Here is a 19,969-nt window from a genome sequence, read left to right on the forward strand (position 1 = left end):
GCGCGTCTATTAGGCCAGAACCGCCCCGGGGTTCATAATCCCTTGAGGATCAAGCGCTGCTTTGATCGCCCTCATGGCCTGCATCTTGACCGGATCGCCATAGCGTTCCAGATCATCTGTCTTGAGCCGACCGACACCGTGTTCGGCACTGACCGATCCACCAAATTCATGAACCAGATCATGTACCGCGCGTTTGACCGCGCCCCGCTGCGCAACAAACTCTGACTTGTCCTGCCCGGCGGGTGGAAACACGTTATAATGCAGATTACCGTCGCCCAGATGTCCAAAGCAGTTCACGCGAAACGGCCCCTGCCCGGCCACCACATCCGCGCCGCGCCGAATGAACTCTGGAATGCGGGAAATCGGGACCGAGATATCATGGCTGGAAACTGATCCGATCAGCCGGTTGGCCTCGGGGATGCGCTCGCGCACGGCCCAGAGTTCGGACCGCTGTGCTTCGCTCTGCGCGATAACCGCATCGCGGACCAGATCGCGCTCATCAGCGGCGACATAAATCGCCTCAAGCATGTCCGAAGGGTCTTGGCCGACAGACAGGCCCAGCTCGATCAACACACTCCATTCAGGTGTTGCCGCAAAGGGTTGCCGCACGTCGGGCAAAACCTCGGTCAGGAATTCGAGGCCCTGCCCATGGATCAACTCAAACGTACTGACCGCTTCCCCCACTTGATCCCGCGCCACTGACAACAGATCAATGGCAGCCTCGGGTGAGGAGACCTGAAACATTGCGGTTCCAACGCCCTTGGGTCGCGGGAACAGCTTCAACGCCGCCGCCGTAATGATGCCAAGTGTCCCTTCGGACCCGATCATCAGGTTACGCAGGTCATAACCGGTGTTGTCCTTACGCAACCGGCTAAGCCCGTGCCATATCTCACCACTGGGCAATACCACTTCAAGCCCCAGGCACAGATCGCGTGCATTGCCATAGCGCAGCACATTCACGCCACCCGCATTAGTGGCCAGATTGCCGCCAATCCGGCAAGAACCCTGCGCAGCCAGCGACAGGGGAAATAGACGGTCCGCGTCTTCAGCGGCAGTCTGGACGTCGGCCAGAATGGCACCGGCCTCGGCCACAAGTATGTTCTCGGTGGGGTAAGTCGCCCGTATCGCCGTCATCCGTTCCAGGGAAACGATCAAAGGGACAGGACCATCCGGAACAACCTGCCCTCCTACCAGACCGGTGCCGCCGCCATAAGGGACAACAGGCACCCGAGCGTCTGCGGCCAATTGCACCAGAGCCGACACATCTTCCACGGTGCGCGGCAAGGCAAGCAAACCGGGCTGCCCGACAAACCGCTGACGCGGCTCTTCAAGGTAACGATCTGCAATCGGGCGCAAAACGTCAGCACCCAATCGGGCTCTGATTGCTTCGGCAAGGCGGCTGTCTGCAGGGTTCAGTTTCATGGCTCTTCCCTGCCAAAGGCCACGGGCCGCGACAAGCCCTATTCCAGCTCTATCAGGTACTGAGGCTCCAGCACCACAACCGTCGGCCTGTCGGGCAACGTGCGCAACGAGACGACAATCTCGGACACCCCATCCCGTTCAACCGGGAATTCATCCCGAATATCCACCAAAAACCGCTCAAGCGAAAAGTCCGAGAACCAATGCATCGGGATAATGACCGAGCTTTTGAGGCGTTTCAGAACCTGAACCATCTCGGGCAAGGGCATCGTGGTGCCTCCGTCCACCGCCGCCATGACCACATCCAGCCGACCCAGTGCAGCGAATTGTTCATCCGACGGAATGTGATGCAGATGCCCCAGATGGCCGATGCACAACCCTTCGACCTCGAACACAAAGATCGAGTTTCCGCGATCTTCAATACCGCCATAGGCCGAACGGATATCGGTCGACACATTGCGAATCAGCATCTCACCCAGATCAAGATGGTGCTCGATGCCTTCGCCGAACTCTCCCCAACCCGGCAAGACATACGGGATGGCCGGATCGGGATGGGCAGTCCAGTGGGTGCTGTGCGCATGGTTCATTGTGACCACGTCAGGAATTAGCGCAGCGCCGCCGATAAAACCGGTGAAATCGGTCACCGCGTTCAGCCCGCCCTGTGTCTGGATCAGAAACGATGCATGCGCGACATAGCTGATACGAACCGAAAACTCGGGCACGGGATCCTGCCACGCCGCTTTGTGAAGATATTCAATCCCCGGTGCCGCATCTGCGATGGCGATGCAGTGACTAGGCCGCCGCTCCTGCGCCACAGCCCCGCCTGCAATCATCATCAGTCCCGCAACAAACCGCCACATAGGGCAAGTGTAGCGCAATGGGCCAACAAGTCATGCCCTTGTTGATCTGGCCACGGATATCTCCAGGACAGGAGGCTTGCCATGCCTGGCGGCAGTGCCCTCTAGCCTGCCTCAGTCTTGCCCCGACGATCGGACCTTAAGCTGGCATACAGAACATGTGTTCGCCAGCGCCCATTGATCTGCAGATAAGACTGCGCCACGCCTTCGTATTTGAAGCCTGAGCTTTCCAGCAGACCGCGAGAGGCCTTGTTCTCAGGCAAACACGCGGCCTCGATCCGGCTTAAATCCAGACGGGTGAAGGCGTGATGAACAACGGCGCCAATTGCTTCGCGCATGAACCCCTGACGCGCAAAGGCCTGCCCGGTCCAATAGCCTAAGGTGCCAGCCTGCGCCGGACCACGGCGAACATTGTCCAACGTGATCGCCCCCAGCAGAATATTGTCTGTGCGACGAAACAGGAACAGAGGTATCGCCGTACCACCCGCGACTGAGCGCTGGGCCCAATAGACCCGGTTGGTAAACGACTTTCGGCTCAGATGGTCCTTGGCCCAAACCGGCTCCCACGGCACCAGATAGTCCTTTGAAGCACGCCGCAAGGCGGTCCAGTCGTTGAAGTCGGAATGCATGGGCGGGCGCAGCGTCAAGCGCTCGGTTTCGAGTTTCAGCTTGCGTCTGCCTAACAGCATCACGCCGCACGCCTCTCCTGCAGATCCACCAGCGTCGGTGCGCCCGAGACCGGCCCATACAGCGCCAGCGCTGCAGGGGCTTTGACTGCCATGTCTTCGGCAAAGGCACGCACGTCCTCAGTGCTGACCGCATCGATCTTGGCCACGGTGTCCTCAAGCGAGGGCACACGTCCCCAGATCTGCACCAGCCGCGCCAGACGTTCGGCCCGGTTCGACGGGCTTTCCAGCCCCATCAGCATCCCGGCCTTCATCTGGGCCCGCGCGCGGGCAACCTCTTCTGCGCTCATGTCTTCGGCAGCGCGCTTCATCTCGTCGATGGTAATCGTCGCCAATTCGCCCACCTGATCGGCCGAGGTGCCTGCGTAAATCGTTGTCGTACCGGTATCCGCATAAGCACCGGTCTGAGCAAAGATCGTATAACAAAGCCCGCGAGTTTCGCGCACTTCCTGAAACAGGCGCGAGGACATGCCTCCACCCAGAGCGGTCGAGTAAATCTGGGCCGTATAGATCGCATCATCGCGATAGCCCGGACTTTCCAGCGCCAGCGCGAAATGCGCCTGCTCCAGTTCTTTCTCCTGCCGCGCCTCACCACCAGTGAACCGCGCAGCGTCGGGGATCAGACCCTTGCGCGGCTGCAGGTGGCCGAACATCTCTTCGGCCAGTTTCATCAGCGCATCGTGGTCCACAGCTCCAGCTGCAGACAGGATCATCTGTTCCGGCCCGTAGTGTTCGGCCACGAAACCAGACAAGTCCTCGCGGGAAAACGCACTGACGCGCTCGGTCGGCCCCAGAATGGTCCGGCCCAGAGGCTGGTCGTGATAGCTCTGCTCTTGAAGCCAATCAAAGATCACATCGTCGGGCGTATCATAAGCCTGACCGATCTCTTGCAGGATCACGCCACGCTCGACCTCAATCTCGCGCGGATCAAAAACCGGGTTCAGAACGATGTCGCCGATCACGTCCATCGCCAGCGCCACGTCGTCCTTCAGAACGCGCGCATAATAGGCCGTCACCTCGCGTGAGGTATAGGCGTTGATATAGCCGCCCACATCCTCGATCGCCTCGGCGATTTGCAGCGCGGAACGACGCTCGGTTCCCTTGAACGCCATATGCTCAAGAAAATGGGCGATGCCATTCTGCTCGATCCGTTCATGCCGCCCACCGGCGGTTACCCAGATGCCGATGGCCGCAGATTGCAGCCCCGGCATATGTTCACTGACGATACGAAAACCGTTCTTCAGTTGGTCCTGTCTGACTGTCACTCAGCGATATGCCTTCTGATATGATCCTCAAGGGTGCCCAGATCGTTGGCAATCCGTGTCACCCGTTCCGGACGTTCATACAGATCAGACATGCGGGATGGAAGAGGCGGATGTTCGCCGCTTGCCTTCTCGACCGCCGCCGGGAATTTCGCGGGGTGCGCGGTGGCCAGAGTGATCATCGGAACGTCTGCGGAGCGATGTTCTTCGGCGACCTTGATCCCAACGGCGGTGTGCGGGCAGACCAGTTCCGCACTGTGAGCCAGCGTGTGTTTGATCGTCTCAAGCGTCTCATCCTCGGACACGCGATCCGAGTCGAAGTTTTCGCGCAGCGCTTCCATCGCGCCCTGGCTGACGTTGAAGCCACCGTTCTTCAGTTCATCCATCAACTGAGCAACGGCACCACCATCCTCGCCATAGGCATAATACAGCGCGCGTTCAAAGTTCGAGCTGACCTGAATATCCATCGACGGGCTGATCGAGGGGATCGTATCGCCCTTGAAATAGCCTTCACCCGAGAGACAGCGATGCAGAATGTCGTTCTGGTTGGTCGCCACGACAAGACGATCGATGGGCAGGCCCATACGCTTGGCCAAGTAGCCTGCAAAGATATCGCCGAAATTGCCGGTCGGCACGGTAAAGCTGACCTTGCGATGCGGCGCGCCGAGGCTGACGGCGGCGGAGAAATAGTAAACGATCTGTGCCAACACGCGGGCGAAGTTGATCGAATTGACGCCTGCAAGTTTCACACCGTCGCGGAAATCAAAGTCGTTGAACATGTCTTTGAGCGCTGCCTGACAGTCATCGAAATCGCCGTCTACCGCCAAAGCGTGCACATTACTGTCTGCAGGCGTAGTCATCTGACGGCGCTGCACTTCTGAAACACGGCCATGTGGGAACAGGATGAACACATCCACCGCATCCAGCCCACGGAACGCTTCGATGGCGGCTGAACCGGTGTCACCGCTCGTCGCGCCGACAATGGTAACGCGATCTTCCCGCCGTTTGAGCGCGACCTGGAACAGCTGGCCGATTAGCTGCATGGCAAAATCTTTGAAGGCCAGCGTGGGTCCGTGAAACAGCTCCAGCAGAAAATGGTTCTCGTTCAGCTGCTTCAACGGCGCGCGGGCGTCATGGCCGAAGCCCTCATAAGCGCGCGCTATGATATCTTTGAACTCATCATCGGAGAACGAGCCACTCACATAGGGCCACATCACGCGGAATGCGATTTCTTCGTAGGACAAGCCAGCCAACGCAGCAATTTCGTCCTGCGACATCACCGGAATTTCAGCGGGCAAGTACAGACCACCATCACGGGCCAGTCCGGTCAGCATCGCCTCTTCAAAGGTCAGTTCGGGCGCCTGCCCGCGGGTCGAGATGTATTTCATGTCGCGTCACTTTCGGAATTGGCACGGCTGCGCCACAGGAAGTATCCGGTCATTGCGGCCCAGACCAGAGCAAGACCAAACCAGATGATTGCATATTGCAAATGATCGTTGGGGATGCCCGCCGTATCCACCGGCATTGGCGTTACATTCGGATCGGTTTCCGAGCGGGCAATCAGCAACACCGGCTCAGCCCCCAGCGCGGCGGCCAGACTGGGCACATCACGGGCGAACCAGATGTTGCCGTCAATATCTGCGTCAGGCGTGTAGCCATCAACTTCATCGGGCCAGTGCAGGTTGCCGGTGATTTCCATCGGGCCAGTCAGGCGAACAGCCTGCTTGGCTGTGGTCGGCACAAAGCCGCGATCCACCAGAATAGTCCGGTCGTCGGTGGTAAAGGACTGGATGATCCGATACCCCGGCCCCACCTGCTTGACCGAAACCAAAACGTGGATCTCGCCCGGTTCGATCTCGCCTGTGACCGTCACCGGCAGGTATTTGTCCGCATCTTCGGACACCTGCACTGGCAAGGCGACAGGATCGGCAGCGATGCGGCTTTCGATCTCGGCCAGCACCTCCTGTTTCCAGGTCAGCCGCTGCAGTTGCCAAATGCCCAGCGACAGCAGCAGGCCCAGACCGGCAAAGCCGAAGATCAGCAGAAACAGAATGCGACGCATATTGGGATCAGACCTTGTTGCGGGAACCGGCGCCTTGTTAAGGGGCACGTGAACCGAAGTGCAACCATGTAATTGTATGGGGCGCAATCTTGCGCCCCTGATTGAGAAAAAGCCGCCCCGTGGGGCGGCTTTTGCAATTGGATCACCTGCGTGGCGTTACATCAGCGGGGCCTGACCCCAAATGTAGACGGCGAAAAACAGGAACAGCCAGACGACGTCAACGAAGTGCCAGTACCAAGCGGCAGCCTCGAAACCGACGTGTTTCTCGGGCGTAAAGTCCCCCTTCAGGGCGCGGATCAGACAGACCGACAGGAAGATGGTGCCGATAATCACATGCGCGCCGTGGAAACCGGTTGCCATGAAGAAGTTCGAATAGAACTGATCGCCACCGAACTCCCAACCCTCATGGGCCAATAACTCATAGTATTCAAACGCCTGAAGCGCAGTAAAGGCGATGCCCAGAACGATACCAATGGCCAGACCATTGATCAGCGCCTTGCGGTCATTGTCATGAACAAGCGCGTGGTGGGCCCAAGTAATCGCACAACCTGACAGCAACAGGACCAAAGTGTTGATCAGTGGCAGGTGGAACGGATCAACGGCGTGGATATCCGGCTGGATGTATTCAGTACCGGCATAGTCGTACATCGGATACATGCGATGTTTGAAGAACGACCAGAACCAGGCGAAGAAGAACATCACCTCGGACATCACGAACAGGATAAAGCCATAGCGCAGGCCGATACGCACGACCGGCGTATGATCGCCCTGACGGCTTTCAACCACGACTTCGGACCACCATGCAAACATGGTATAAAGAACCCCGACCAGCCCCATCCAGAAGATCCACGGGGTGATCCCGTGCATCCAAAGAACGGCCCCGAACAGCATCACAAATCCGCTTACCGCGCCGATCAGTGGCCAGATTGACGGGTTCAGAATGTGGTAATCATGGTCTTTTGCGTGTGCCATCAGCGTCCCTCACCTACAGGCGTTAGTTCTTGTTTGTTTCAGCCTGCACATCAAGGGCGGCATAGCCCTCGGGCAGATCAATCTCATAGAATGTATACGACAGCGTGATCGTATGCACATATTTTGCTTCGGGATCTTCGATCAGTTCGGGATCGACGAAGAACGTAACGGGCATCTCGACTCGCTCACCCGGCTCCAACACCTGTTCATCGAAGCAGAAACAGGCGATTTTCTGAAAATACCCCCCGGCGGAATAGGGCGCCACGTTGTAGGACGCCTGCCCTGCGACGGGCTTGTCGGTTGGATTGTACGCTTCGTAGAACGCCAGACCTGTCTCACCGATACGTATTTTCATCTCGCGTTCGGCGGGCTTGAATTCCCACGGCATACCCTTGGCCTTGGAGGCATCAAATCGGACCGTCACAACTTGGTCGAGAATGTCATCAGGGGCTTTCTCGGCAACCCCCGTGGTCCCTCCATACCCCGTGACCCGGCAGAACCAATTATAAAACGGCACCGCTGCCCATGCCAAACCGCCCATAAGGACGACGACGCCGACCAGTTGCGCGACCGTTTTCTGTGGCCCCGTCAACTTCATCAGTTCTGCACCTGCTGCGTCGCCAGACTAAAATCTGTGTTCGAGACCTTGACGACTGTCAGGCCGAAGATGATCACGATGAACGCGGCCAGTGTCAGGCCGACGCCCAGATTGCGGCTGAACCGTCTTTGGTGAAGTTCGTGAGTTTTGCGCAGGCTCATGACCAGCCTCCTAATCCGTAAGGTTTCAACAGGGCCTCGACGAGAATCGCGCCGAAATGCAGAAACAGGTACAGCAGCGACAGTTTGAAGAAACTGCGTTCGACCTTGAAGTTGTCGGCCTCCGAATCGTCTTCGTTTCGACGAGAAATCTGCCAGGCCCCCCGCAGAAACAAGCCATTCAGAACCAGCGCAACAACTAGATAAATCGGGCCTCCGATATCCGAGAACGCAGTCCCCACCGCCAGCAACGCCAGCAACGCGGTATAAACCAGAATATGCCAGCGCGTCGCGCGTCGACCATGGGTGACGGTCAACATCGGCACCCCGGCATCGTCATAGTCCGAGCGCATGAACAAGGCCAACGCCCAGAAATGCGGAGGTGTCCACATGAATGTCAGGGCAAACATCAACCACGGTTCGAGCGTCATCGAGCCAGTGGCCGCGACCCATCCGATGACCGGCGGGAACGCCCCCGCGGCACCACCAATGACGATGTTCTGAGGCGTCGAGCGTTTCAGCCACATCGTGTAGACGACAACATAGAAGAAAATAGTGAAGGCCAGAAACGCCCCTGCAAACCAGTTGGTTGCCAAACCCAGCATAATCACGGACAGGCCAGACAGAGCCAGACCCAGCGCCAATGCCTCGCCTTCTTCAACTTTGCCAGAGGGGATTGGACGGCCTTTGGTGCGCTTCATCACGCGGTCGATATCCGCGTCCCACCACATGTTCAGCGCGCCGGATGCACCGCCACCAATAGCGATGAACAGGATGGCGCAGAAGCCAACAAACGGATGTATCGGAACAGGAGCCGCAAGTAGTCCGACCAAAGCCGTGAATACGACCAGCGACATCACGCGCGGCTTCAGCAGGGCGAAATAATCACCAAAGCTGGCCTCGTCCGCGCCGGTCTGCGCAGAGACGGTGCTGGCATTGAAGCTTGCGTCGCTCATATCCGGTCCTTTTCGGGGCAAAAGCTGCGCGATTTCCGCGCAGCCCGCATGTGTTTACCTAGGCCGCAAAGGGCTTAGTTCGAGGCCACTTGGTAGGAAGCAGGCTGACCTGCATATTCTTCAAGCGCGCCCTGCAGCCACTGTTCATATGCCTCTTCGCTGACCACTTTGACAGTGATTGGCATATAGGCATGGTCTTTACCGCACAGCTCAGAGCACTGTCCGAAATAGACGCCTTCCTTGTCTGCTTCGAACCACAGTTCGGCCAGACGACCAGGAACGCCGTCCTGCTTCACGCCGAACGAAGGAATGGTCCAGGAATGGATCACGTCCGATGCGGTAACCTGCATCACGACAATCTTGCCAACCGGAACAACGACGGCGGTATCGGTGGCGAGAAGCCATTCGTCTTCGCCATAGCCTGCATCGGCCAGCTTCGCCCGCATCGCATCGTCCAGAACAAACGGTGTTACGTCGGCATCAGCCGGGCGCGCGCCCTCGTCGAGGGTGGCCGGGTGGCCCAGGAGATAGCTGTCGAAGGCAAAGTCATGATCGACATATTCGTAGGTCCAGTACCACTGGTTCCCCACGACTTTGATGGTGATGTCGCCTTCGGGAATCTCTTGTTGCTTGAAAAGAACCGGCAGCGAGAAAGCCCCGATGAAGACCAGAATCAGGATCGGGCCCAAAGTCCAGGCAATCTCAACCGGAGTGTAATGCGAGAACCGAGCCGGGTTCGGGTTTACGCGCTGGTTGTAGCGTACGATGCAGTAAACCAGCAGACCCGCAACAAACACACAGATCGCGGTGATGATCACCAGAATCATGTTGTCCAGCGACTGAATCCCTTCGGCAAGGCTGGTGGCAGCAGGCTGGAACCCCATGCCGCCGTCAACCGGCTTGCCAATAATCTCAAGCTCCTGAGCCATGGCGGGAAGGCTGGAGAGGGCCGTAGCAAGCCCGGAAAGCATCAAAGCATTCTTCATTTTCTGTCCTGATCGTTTGATCTTTGCGTCTCTCGCGAAAAGGTGTGAATCGGTCGCACCTCTCCCGTTGTCTTTGGCCGCGTTAAAAACCATATTCCGTCGGGTAGATAAAGCAAAATGCTTGCGTCAAACAGACGCTATTTTTGATCTGGATCAAACCCGAAAGGTCACAACTGATGACTCAGGCCCCGTTTCGCCCGTTTGAAAGCGTTCTTCCCAAGGATGAAGCGCTTGCTGTACTGAAGGCTGCAACTGATGGCGCCGAGGATGGGGAACTGTTCGTAGAACGGCGCAAATCCGAATCTTTGGTGTTTGATGACGGCCGATTGCGCACGGCCTCTTACGACGCTTCCGAGGGATTCGGTCTTCGCGCGGTGCAGGGTGAAGTGGCTGGATACGCGCATTCAACGGATGTTTCGATTCCCTCTCTGAAGCGTGCAGCCGAAACCGCGCGGTTGGCGGTCGGCGATGGTGGTGGGACGCTGGCCGGGCCACCACGTGCCACCAATACCAGGTTATATACCGATGAAGACCCGATCGAATCCGCCGCCTTCCCGGTCAAAATCGAGACACTGCGCGAGATAGACGCTTTTACCCGTGGTCTGGATTCCCGGGTTGTGCAAGTCAGCGCCACGATTGCCGCTGCAGTGCAGGAGGTCGAGATTCTTCGCCCCGATGGTGTGCAGGTGCGCGATATACGCCCGATGACCCGCCTGAACATCTCGGTTATAGTAGAACAGAACGGCAGACGCGAAAGCGGTTCTGCCGGAGGTGGCGGTCGCGTGGGGCTGGATGGCTTGATCGATCCCTCAGACTGGCAAGATAAGGCGCGTGAGGCTCTGCGGATCGCTATGGTCAATCTGGATGCCGTCCCTGCCCCTGCCGGCGTAATGGAAGTCGCGTTGGGCCCCGGTTGGCCCGGTATTCTGTTGCACGAGGCCATCGGCCACGGGCTTGAAGGTGATTTCAACCGCAAGGGCAGTTCCGCTTTTGCCGGGCTGATGGGGCAGCAGATCGCTTCGAAAGGTGTAACAGTCGTGGATGATGGGACGATTGCAGACCGACGCGGTTCGATATCAGTGGATGACGAGGGTACACCCAGTTCGCGTACAGTTCTGATCGAGGATGGAATCCTCACCGGATATATGCAGGACCGCCAGAACGCACGCCTGATGGGCGTTGCTCCAACCGGGAACGGCCGGCGTCAAAGCTATGCCCATAAACCGATGCCGCGCATGACCAATACGATCATGTTGGGTGGCGATGCCGATCCGGCCTCGTTGGTGGCAGATATCAAAGACGGCATCTGGGCTGTGGGCTTCGGCGGTGGCCAGGTCGACATCACCAACGGCAAGTTCGTGTTCTCCTGCACCGAGGCATATCGTGTCGAGAACGGCAAGATCGGCGCTCCGGTCAAAGGCGCGACGCTGATTGGCGACGGCCCCTCGGCGCTAAAACGCATTCGGGGACTGGGCAATGACATGGCGCTGGATCCCGGCATGGGCACATGTGGCAAGGATGGGCAATGGGTGCCGGTCGGTGTCGGCCAACCTACCGTTTTGATGGATGGGCTGACTGTGGGCGGCTCTGCCACCTGAGTCGGCTCAAAAGAAGAATCAAGGCGCGAAGGGTTAACACACTACCCTTCGCGTCAAATCAAAAACTCAACCATGGACTATGTGTGCCAAGAAAATTCGCACGAATTTTCTCTTTTTCTTTCAATGAGATAATCATCTCTCCGAGGGATGGATTCGAAAAATACCGATCTAATTTTCTAAGATTCACAGGCTGTTAACCCGCTGCACCGTAAACCAGTTTTGCAATCAGGCGGAGCATCGGATGACCGAAGAGCAGCTTTCTTCCAATCACCCCCCACTCCCACCCACCACGGAAGAGGACCGGTTTTCCTGGCTCCGTCTGTTGCGCTCACGCAAAGTAGGGCCGGCAACATTCCGGCGCTTATTGCGCGAACATGGCTCGGCGCAGAACGCGCTGGCCGCGTTGCCGGAAATGGCGCGCGCTGCCGGGATCGAGGATTATGAAATCTGCCCGCCCGGCGTAATTGAGGCGGAGCTCAAGGCCGCAAAGGTCGCCAAAGCGCGGCTTTTGTGCCTTGGGGCCGCCGATTACCCTTACGCGTTATGTGACCTTTCGGATGCGCCCCCGATGCTTTGGGCAATCGGCGATCCGTCGATCTTGAAACGCCGGGCAATTGCCATGGTCGGGGCACGGAACTGTTCTTCGCTGGGCGCGCGCATGGCGCGGGCGTTGGCGACGGATCTGGGTAAGCAAGACTATGTCGTGGTCTCGGGGCTTGCCCGCGGCATTGACACCTCGGCGCACCTCGCCACGTTGGCGACCGGTACTGTGGCAGTGTTAGCAGGTGGGGTAGATGTGATTTATCCGGCCGAAAATGCCGATCTTGCGCGAGATATCGCAGAAACCGGTCTTCGCCTGTCTGAACAACCGTTGGGCACAACACCTCAGGCACGACATTTTCCGCGCCGCAATCGCATTATCTCGGGTCTGGCGCAGGCAGTGGTCGTTGTCGAGGCCGCGGCGAAATCCGGCAGCTTGATCACCGCGCGGGACGCCCTGGACCAAGGGCGCGAGGTTCTGGCCGTGCCCGGCCATCCCTTTGACGCCCGCGCGGCAGGATGCAATCTGCTGATCCGAGACGGGGCTATACTCGTCCGCAATGCAGAAGACGTGATTGATGCTTTGCCCAAGCAACAGCTACAATCCTCCGCCCAACAAATCCTACCCCTTGGACCCGAGGCAGACACAGCCGAAATCACGCCCCAAGCCTTGCACGAGGCGATTCTGACTCGACTTGGCCCATCTCCGATCGCGGAAGACCAGTTGATCCGGGACATCGCTGCATCTGCGGGCGAAGTCGGCCCTGTGTTGGTCGATCTGGAGCTTGAGGGCAAGATTCAGCGGCAACCAGGCGGCCTGCTGTCACTTTGCGCCTAAGTTACCGAATGGATTCGACACCTGATTCCGCGAGCGGTGCGGCCAGAACCGGCTTGAATTCAGAGTATTTTTAGTAGTGAAAACGAACGCATTGACAATTCGATCTTGCCCCACACATTTTGCACGGTCATACAAAGCGCAAAATCCGTCGAGCGAGGATTCCTCTTAAATGCCCGTAGTTGTTGTAGAATCTCCGGCCAAAGCAAAAACGATCAATAAATATCTTGGCCCCGACTACACCGTTTTGGCCTCATATGGCCATGTGCGGGACCTGCCGCCGAAGGATGGGTCGGTCGATCCCGAGCATGAATTTTCAATGAAATGGGAGGTCGGCAATGACAGCCGTAAGCATGTCAAGGCGATCGCCGACGCTCTGAAAGAAGACAACGCACTGATCCTCGCGACCGACCCTGATCGAGAAGGCGAGGCAATCAGCTGGCACCTCCAAGAAGCGCTGACCAAGCGGCGTTCGATCAAGAAGGACACGCCAGTCAGCCGCGTGACGTTCAACGCGATCACCAAGGACGCCGTGACCGAGGCGATGCAGAACCCGCGTGAGGTCGATATGCCGCTGGTCGAGGCCTATCTGGCCCGCCGCGCGCTGGACTATCTGGTAGGGTTCAACCTGTCGCCCGTTCTGTGGCGCAAACTGCCGGGTGCCCGTTCAGCGGGGCGCGTGCAATCGGTCTGCCTGCGCCTCATCGTCGAACGCGAGATGGAGATCGAAGCCTTCAAGCCGGTCGAATACTGGTCGGTCAAAGCTGTGTTCGAGACGCCTAGGGGACAAACCTACGAGGCGCGTCTAGTCACCCTGGCAGGCAAGAAACTGGACAAGCACGATCTAGCGAATGCAACGCAAGCCGAACTGGCGGTTCAGGCGATCACCAGCCGTGATCTGAGCGTGACATCGGTCGAGGCCAAGCCTGCCGCGCGCAACCCCTCTGCCCCGTTCATGACGTCGACCTTGCAGCAAGAAGCCAGCCGCAAGTTCGGCATGGGTGCACGCCATGCGATGCAGGTGGCCCAGCGGCTGTATGAGGCCGGATACATTACCTACATGCGAACCGACGGTATCGACATGGCCCCCGAGGCCGTGGCGGCAGCGCGCGATGCAATCGCCGACCGTTATGGTGCGGAATACGTGCCAGACAGCCCGCGCATGTACAAAAACAAGGCCAAGAACGCTCAGGAAGCACACGAGTGTATTCGCCCGACAGATATGTCGCGCGATGCCAAGGCGCTGAAGGTGACCGATGAGGATCAGCGCAAGCTTTATGATCTGATCTGGAAACGCACCATTGCCTGCCAGATGGCTGCCGCACGGCTTGAACGCACGACTGTCGAGATTACCAGCGCGGACGGTCAGGTTGGCCTGCGCGCCACCGGTCAGGTGGTGCTGTTCGATGGCTTCATGCGCGTTTACGAAGAAGGCCGCGATGACGTGGTCGACGATGACGACAAGCGCTTGCCACAGATCATGCAGGGCGATCCCGCACGTTTTGCCAAGACCTCGCTGCGTGATCAGTTTGCCAAGGCCACCGCCGACTCGGAAAAGGCCGCCATTCTGGCCGAGAACGAATCCGTTCTGGCGCTGCAGCATCACACCCAACCGCCGCCGCGCTATACAGAGGCGACGCTGGTCAAACGGATGGAAGAGCTGGGGATCGGGCGTCCGTCGACCTATGCCTCGATTGTCACCACGATTCAGGATCGTGAATATGTACGTAAAGACAAGAATCGGCTGATCCCCGAAGAAAAGGGCCGGATCGTCACCATCTTCCTGCTGAATTTCTTTCGCCAGTATGTGGGCTACGAGTTCACCGCCAATCTGGAAGAAGAGCTTGACGACGTCAGCGCAGGTGAACGCGACTATAAGGATCTGCTGGGAAAGTTCTGGCGCGATTTCTCTGCCGCGATTGGTGAGACATCGGAGCTGCGTATCTCGGAAGTGCTGGACAAGCTGGACGAAGCGCTGGCACCGCAGCTGTATCCGCCGCGTGAAGATGGCTCGGACCCGCGCATTTGCCCGAAATGCGGTGTTGGCCAGTTACATCTGAAAACTTCGCGCACCGGCGGGTTTGTCGGTTGTGGCAACTATCCTGAGTGCACTTATACCCGTCCGATCGCTGGTGAGGGCGCGGAAGGTGACGAGCGTTTGCTGGGCGAAGATGCGGGCGATGAGATCTGGCTGAAATCCGGTCGCTTTGGGCCATATGTCCAGCGTGGAGAGCCCACGCCTGAGAACAAGAAGCCTCCTCGTGCGTCCCTGCCCCGTGGCTGGAGCAAAGACGACATGGATCTGGAGAAAGCTCTGACGCTTCTGTCCTTGCCCCGTCAGATCGGCGAGCACCCCGAAGGTGGCATGATCAGTTCGAACTTTGGTCGCTTTGGACCTTATCTAATGCATCAGTTGGCCGACGAGGCAAAGCCTGTCTACGCCAACCTCAAAGACCCGAACGATGTGTTTGAGATCGGCATGAACCGCGCCGTCGAACTGTTGGCCGAAAAACGCGCCAATCCAGGTCGCGGACGTCGGGCGGCCGCGAAGCCGCTGAAAGAGCTGGGCGACCATCCCGATGGCGGCGCGATGCAGGTACTGGACGGGCGCTATGGACCGTATGTGAAATGGGAAAAGGTCAACGCGACGATCCCCAAAGACATCAAACCCGAGGATGTGACCCAGGTAATGGCCATCGAACTGGTCAATGAACGCGCGGCCAAGAAAGGCACAAAGAAAAAGGCAGCCCCCAAGAAGAAAGCTGCTGCCAAGAAGACCACCAAGAAAGCAAGTTAGGTAGAAATACCACCTGCCCCTTGGATTCGTTGACTTCCCCGTGACGTGGCGGCACAAATCGGCCCAACACCATGTCATTGGGGGAGTTTTCCATGAAGAAAATCTATGACAATGCCTATGAGGCGCTCGATGGGGTGATATCGGACGGCATGCTGATCGCTGCGGGCGGCTTTGGGCTGTGCGGTATCCCGGAAATGCTGCTTGAAGCGATCAAGGCCTCAGGCGCGAAGGACCTGACGTTTGCCTCAAACAACGCAGGTGTGGATGATTTTGGCATCGGCATCCTGCTGCAAACCAAGCAGGTCAAAAAGATGATCAGCTCTTACGTTGGGGAAAACGCCGAATTCATGCGCCAGTATCTCAGTGGAGAACTGGAGCTGGAATTCAATCCACAAGGCACACTGGCCGAGCGGATGCGGGCCGGTGGCGCTGGCATCCCCGGGTTTTACACCAAGACGGGCGTGGGAACGGTGATCGCTGAAGGCAAAGAGCACAAGGACTTCAACGGCGAGACCTATATCATGGAGGAAGGCATCTTCGCCGACCTCGCGATCGTAAAGGCGTGGAAAGCCGATGACACCGGGAACCTCGTGTTCCGCAAGACCGCCCGCAACTTTAACGTGCCCGCAGCGACTTGCGGCAAGATTTGTGTGGCTGAGGTTGAAGAAATCGTCCCGCGCGGCTCGCTGGACCCGGATGGCATCCACCTGCCCGGCATCTATGTGCATCGCATTATCCAAGGCAGCCACGAAAAGCGCATCGAACAGCGCACCACCCGCAAGAAGGAGGACGCATAATGCCCTGGGATCGCAATCAGATGGCCGCACGTGCGGCAGAAGAGCTGGAAGACGGCATGTATGTGAACCTCGGCATCGGTATTCCGACGCTGGTGGCGAACTATGTAGGGGACAAGGACATCACCCTACAGTCCGAAAACGGTATGCTGGGCATGGGGCCTTTCCCGTTTGAGGGCGAGGAAGACGCTGACCTGATCAACGCAGGCAAGCAGACGATTACCGAACTGTCCCGCACCTCTTACTTCGATAGCGCGACCTCGTTCGCCATGATCCGAGGCGGTAAGATCGCTGCTGCGATTTTGGGTGCGATGGAAGTGGACGAGAAAGGAGACCTGGCCAACTGGATGATCCCCGGCAAGCTGGTCAAAGGTATGGGCGGTGCGATGGATCTGGTCGCTGGCGTTGGTCGCGTGATTGTAGTGATGGATCACACCAACAAGCATGGTGATTCAAAAGTGCTGAAGGAATGCACGCTGCCTCTGACTGGCCAGGGCGTTGTGGATCGCATCATCACCAATCTGGGTGTTCTGGATGTCGTCGAAGGTGGCCTGAAGATCGTCGAACTGGCCGATGGCGTCAGCGAGGACGAGATGCGAGGAGCGACTCAGGCAACAATCGTAGATTGACCTCAGGCCAATGATTCATAAGGCCCGCTGCGACGCGGGCCTTTTTTAGTTCGAAGTCTGAAAAATGCAGGGGTCCGAAACGAACTGCGGTGTTGTTGTACAAAGAGCACTCGCGACCTGAAACGCGGCCAGAACCTTGGGCACGTAGTCTCTGGTCTCGGCATAAGGTGGCACACCACTATGCTTGCGCACGGCCCCTTCGCCGGCATTGTAACCTGCCAGTACGAGAATCGGGTCATTGTCGAACTCGTTCATGAGCCAATGCAGGTATTTGACCCCACCTTCGATATTCTGTTCAGGTTTCAGGCTGTCCTCTACCCCAAAACGTTCGGCGGTAGCTGGCATCAATTGCATCAAGCCCTGCGCCCCGGCAGAACTGACAGCCTGTGTGCGGCCCGCAGATTCTACCGAGATAACGGCTAGGACAAGTGCGGGTGAGACATTCGTCCCTACGGTCGAACGTAGAATATCCACCCCTCGCTTTTCTGCGATGTCTTGCAAGGTCTGCAGACGCGGCGCCGCGACACCCGTGGCAGTAAGCGCTTGAACGGCCTCTCTCAGCCTACCTGCGCTGGCCTGCGCCAGATCGGGGGATACCCGGCTCCAGAATGCTTTATAAGAGCCAACTGGCTTGGTCGCCCCCGCAATCTTCTGAGGAACCGATGGGGGCGGCTTTGCGATAGCGGCAATCTCAGGCACTTCCAGCTTGGCGCCAGTGCTGGGGGCTGATGGTGATGCTGCATGTTGTTCGGGCGTGATCTGAATCGTCACGCGCGGACGTGTCCCCGGTTTAGGGGCCTTTATGCGCTTATAGACGCCGCGCGGCTCGGTTTCGGTTGCAGTGACAGGAATTGCACCCGCCATCAGAAACACCGCTGCACCGGCGCATATTACTGCGTCCCGGAAATACATTTGCCTGCCTCGATTTCTTATCTTTTGAAGCATTTTGAACATCATAACGGCCCGCAACACCAGAAAAACCAAGCGAATTGGGGCAATTTCGCCTCAATTGCCGCCATTTTGCATCGCCCACGCAACGGAAGTACAAAAAAGGTGTGATTTTTTTTATTTATTTCCAATTAGTTACTAAATTCACCAACAAAAAATTAAGCTTTGAGCAAAAAAATATTGGTTTGGCCCAATTCCTGCCACGCACAGGGGTCAAACATATATCCATACCGAGACGATCGGGAGCGGACTGAGAGAGAAAGCTCTGAAAGACGCCGAGGTTAATTAATTTTTGATCCTTTAGGAGGGACATAACATGATCAAGTTCATCAAGAACTTCCGCAAAGACGAAGACGGCGCCGTAACTGTAGACTGGGTCGTTCTGACCGCAGCTGTTGTTGGCCTGGCAGCCGTTGCTTACAACCAGATCCACAATGGTGCCAGCAGCCTGGCAGGCAACATCGATGACGCTCTGGGTTCGGTAACTGTGACAGTTCCGGATACCGAATAATCTGTTATCGGTCTAGCATAACAACTTGGGGCCATGTCTTTACTCAAAGGCGTGGCCCCTTTGTTTTCAGAAGAGAGCGATCCGGTATAGTCCAATGTTAAAAAGAGTATATAGTTTCCGAACCGATGAGACCGGCGCGATAACCGTAGACTGGGTGGTTTTAACTGCTGCAATCGCAGGTCTCGCCGCAATAATCTACTTCATCCTGAGCCAAGGACTTCTAACAGCGGGACAGCCGATCGCAAATGTAGAAGTAGAAGAGATGGTCTTTGAGTAGCGCGGGCCCGTTCCCATTTACTAGCGAAACGGCAACCCTGCGAATAAGCGTATTTTCTGCCAAAAATTACCGGGATTGTCCGCTTTTTCGACACAATTGAAAAATATCTTGGATCCTGAATCGATGTGACTTCAAGAGTCGCGGTCTACGGAAAATAAAGAGGGACAAATGCGAGCTGTTTTTGGACTTGTTCTTATCATCGGGGTCGCGTTGGCCGGTGGTGCTGTCTATATGGCACGCGAATACATCACGGACAATCAGGCCAAACTTGCACAGGAACGCAAGTTGCGCGAAGAGGCGCTTGCCAATGCGCAGGCGGGCATCGTCCCGACCGTAGGCGTTTTGGTTTCGAATCGCTCCTTCAAATACGGCGAACGTTTGAACCAGGAAGATATCCGCGTCGTTCAGTGGCCAGAGGATGCGATTCCCGAGGGTGCCTTTGTGGACATGACAACCCTATTCCCGGAAATCAAAAACAATGAACGATTCGTTCTCCGCGCGATGGAGAAAGACGAAGCGATTATGGAAGTCAAAGTCACCAATCCAGGCGAGACTGCTGGCCTCAGGTCGCAATTGCCCAAGGGAATGCGCGCATTTGCGATAAGCGTTGATGTGGCATCTGGCGTATCAGGCTTTTTGCGCCCGGGCGATACGGTGGACGTGTATTGGACCGGCTCATTACGTGGCACCAGCGATTCTGGCCGCGGTGAGATTACTCGTTTGGTGCTGACGAACATCGAATTGGTCGCTGTTGATCAGTCGGCGGGTCTGGATGTGACCGGCACAACCATTGCTCGCACGGTCACAGTTGCAGCGACGCCACAACAGATCGCCGCTTTGGCACAGGCTCAGAACACGGGTCGCATGTCGCTGGCACTGGTTGGCGCTCAAGATGACAAGGTGGCAGAGGTGGTTGAAGTCGATCAGCAGTCTTTGCTTGGCATTGAAGAGAGGGCCCCGGCCCCCGTCGCAGCTCCGGAGAAGGTCTGCACAATCCGCACCCGTCGTGGCGGCGAGACGGTAGAGACCCCAATTCCCTGTACAAACTAACTAAGTTTCAGACCTTTACGAGACAAAGACCGCG

At 57.4% G+C, this 19,969-nt stretch carries 19 protein-coding genes; 7 read left to right on the forward strand and 12 right to left on the reverse strand.

Features of this window, described 5'->3' with window-relative positions; all coding sequences use genetic code 11:
- Window positions 1–9: 9 nt before the first annotated feature.
- The 11 genes from ACR0I1_RS06775 to coxB all read right to left on the reverse strand — a co-directional run bounded on the left by ACR0I1_RS06775 (window position 10) and on the right by coxB (window position 9,956).
- Complete coding sequence (locus ACR0I1_RS06775) at window positions 10–1,422, reverse strand: FAD-binding oxidoreductase (RefSeq protein WP_223117684.1); 1,413 nt, start codon at window positions 1,420–1,422, stop codon at window positions 10–12.
- A 38-nt stretch (window positions 1,423–1,460) separates the two neighbouring features.
- Complete coding sequence (locus ACR0I1_RS06780) at window positions 1,461–2,279, reverse strand: MBL fold metallo-hydrolase (RefSeq protein ID WP_170647537.1); 819 nt, start codon at window positions 2,277–2,279, stop codon at window positions 1,461–1,463.
- 101 nt (window positions 2,280–2,380) lie between these two features.
- Window positions 2,381–2,965 (reverse strand): GNAT family N-acetyltransferase, encoded by a 585-nt coding sequence (locus ACR0I1_RS06785; protein ID WP_480561164.1) that lies wholly within the window; start codon window positions 2,963–2,965, stop codon window positions 2,381–2,383.
- Window positions 2,965–4,227 (reverse strand): M16 family metallopeptidase, encoded by a 1,263-nt coding sequence (locus tag ACR0I1_RS06790; RefSeq protein ID WP_480705553.1) that lies wholly within the window; start codon window positions 4,225–4,227, stop codon window positions 2,965–2,967. The genes ACR0I1_RS06785 and ACR0I1_RS06790 overlap by 1 nt, the downstream gene beginning before the upstream one ends.
- The gene (gene thrC / locus ACR0I1_RS06795) at window positions 4,224–5,612 is read right to left on the reverse strand and encodes a threonine synthase (RefSeq protein ID WP_480705555.1); all 1,389 of its coding nucleotides are present in this window, start codon (window positions 5,610–5,612) and stop codon (window positions 4,224–4,226) included. The genes ACR0I1_RS06790 and thrC overlap by 4 nt, the downstream gene beginning before the upstream one ends.
- Complete coding sequence (locus tag ACR0I1_RS06800; protein WP_480705556.1) at window positions 5,609–6,286, reverse strand: SURF1 family protein; 678 nt, start codon at window positions 6,284–6,286, stop codon at window positions 5,609–5,611. Before ACR0I1_RS06800 ends, thrC begins: the two co-directional genes overlap by 4 nt.
- Before the next feature lie 156 nt (window positions 6,287–6,442).
- Window positions 6,443–7,258 (reverse strand): cytochrome c oxidase subunit 3, encoded by an 816-nt coding sequence (locus ACR0I1_RS06805; RefSeq protein WP_170397316.1) that lies wholly within the window; start codon window positions 7,256–7,258, stop codon window positions 6,443–6,445.
- A gap of 22 nt (window positions 7,259–7,280) precedes the next feature.
- Complete coding sequence (locus ACR0I1_RS06810; RefSeq protein WP_480705558.1) at window positions 7,281–7,856, reverse strand: cytochrome c oxidase assembly protein; 576 nt, start codon at window positions 7,854–7,856, stop codon at window positions 7,281–7,283.
- Window positions 7,856–8,017 (reverse strand): hypothetical protein, encoded by a 162-nt coding sequence (locus ACR0I1_RS06815; RefSeq protein WP_170397320.1) that lies wholly within the window; start codon window positions 8,015–8,017, stop codon window positions 7,856–7,858. The genes ACR0I1_RS06810 and ACR0I1_RS06815 overlap by 1 nt, the downstream gene beginning before the upstream one ends.
- Window positions 8,014–8,970 carry a heme o synthase gene (cyoE, locus tag ACR0I1_RS06820; RefSeq protein WP_480705560.1) on the reverse strand — a complete coding sequence of 319 codons (957 nt, stop codon included), beginning with the start codon at window positions 8,968–8,970 and terminating at the stop codon, window positions 8,014–8,016. Before cyoE ends, ACR0I1_RS06815 begins: the two co-directional genes overlap by 4 nt.
- 74 nt (window positions 8,971–9,044) lie before the next feature.
- Complete coding sequence (gene coxB / locus ACR0I1_RS06825; protein WP_170397324.1) at window positions 9,045–9,956, reverse strand: cytochrome c oxidase subunit II; 912 nt, start codon at window positions 9,954–9,956, stop codon at window positions 9,045–9,047.
- 176 nt (window positions 9,957–10,132) lie between these two features.
- Here coxB and tldD point away from each other — a divergent pair, with 176 nt between their 5' ends.
- The 5 genes from tldD (at window position 10,133) to ACR0I1_RS06850 (ending at window position 17,149) form a co-directional block, all read left to right on the forward strand.
- A complete protein-coding gene (gene tldD / locus ACR0I1_RS06830; RefSeq protein ID WP_170564721.1) occupies window positions 10,133–11,554 on the forward strand; it encodes a metalloprotease TldD in 1,422 nt (473 codons plus the stop codon).
- Between the two features lie 241 nt (window positions 11,555–11,795).
- Window positions 11,796–12,932: a DNA-processing protein DprA gene (gene dprA / locus ACR0I1_RS06835; protein WP_480705562.1), complete on the forward strand. Its 1,137-nt coding sequence runs from the start codon at window positions 11,796–11,798 to the stop codon at window positions 12,930–12,932.
- Between the two features lie 169 nt (window positions 12,933–13,101).
- Complete coding sequence (gene topA, locus ACR0I1_RS06840) at window positions 13,102–15,726, forward strand: type I DNA topoisomerase (protein WP_480705564.1); 2,625 nt, start codon at window positions 13,102–13,104, stop codon at window positions 15,724–15,726.
- Window positions 15,727–15,818: 92 nt separating this feature from the next.
- Complete coding sequence (locus tag ACR0I1_RS06845) at window positions 15,819–16,523, forward strand: CoA transferase subunit A (RefSeq protein WP_480705566.1); 705 nt, start codon at window positions 15,819–15,821, stop codon at window positions 16,521–16,523.
- The gene (locus tag ACR0I1_RS06850) at window positions 16,523–17,149 is read left to right on the forward strand and encodes a 3-oxoacid CoA-transferase subunit B (RefSeq protein WP_170397333.1); all 627 of its coding nucleotides are present in this window, start codon (window positions 16,523–16,525) and stop codon (window positions 17,147–17,149) included. Before ACR0I1_RS06845 ends, ACR0I1_RS06850 begins: the two co-directional genes overlap by 1 nt.
- A 45-nt stretch (window positions 17,150–17,194) precedes the next feature.
- On the opposite strand, the gene ACR0I1_RS06855 is transcribed toward ACR0I1_RS06850, so the two are convergent.
- On the reverse strand, window positions 17,195–18,061 hold the full coding sequence (locus ACR0I1_RS06855; protein WP_170424291.1) for a transglycosylase SLT domain-containing protein: 867 nt from the start codon (window positions 18,059–18,061) through the stop codon (window positions 17,195–17,197).
- 352 nt (window positions 18,062–18,413) lie between these two features.
- On the opposite strand from ACR0I1_RS06855, the gene ACR0I1_RS06860 reads away from it, so the two are divergent.
- The gene (locus ACR0I1_RS06860; RefSeq protein WP_170397337.1) at window positions 18,414–18,608 is read left to right on the forward strand and encodes a hypothetical protein; all 195 of its coding nucleotides are present in this window, start codon (window positions 18,414–18,416) and stop codon (window positions 18,606–18,608) included.
- A 445-nt stretch (window positions 18,609–19,053) separates the two neighbouring features.
- The gene (cpaB, locus tag ACR0I1_RS06865; protein ID WP_170424295.1) at window positions 19,054–19,935 is read left to right on the forward strand and encodes a Flp pilus assembly protein CpaB; all 882 of its coding nucleotides are present in this window, start codon (window positions 19,054–19,056) and stop codon (window positions 19,933–19,935) included.
- The last annotated feature ends 34 nt before the right edge of the window (window positions 19,936–19,969 follow it).

It is taken from the genome of Ruegeria sp. B11, from assembly GCF_056539785.1.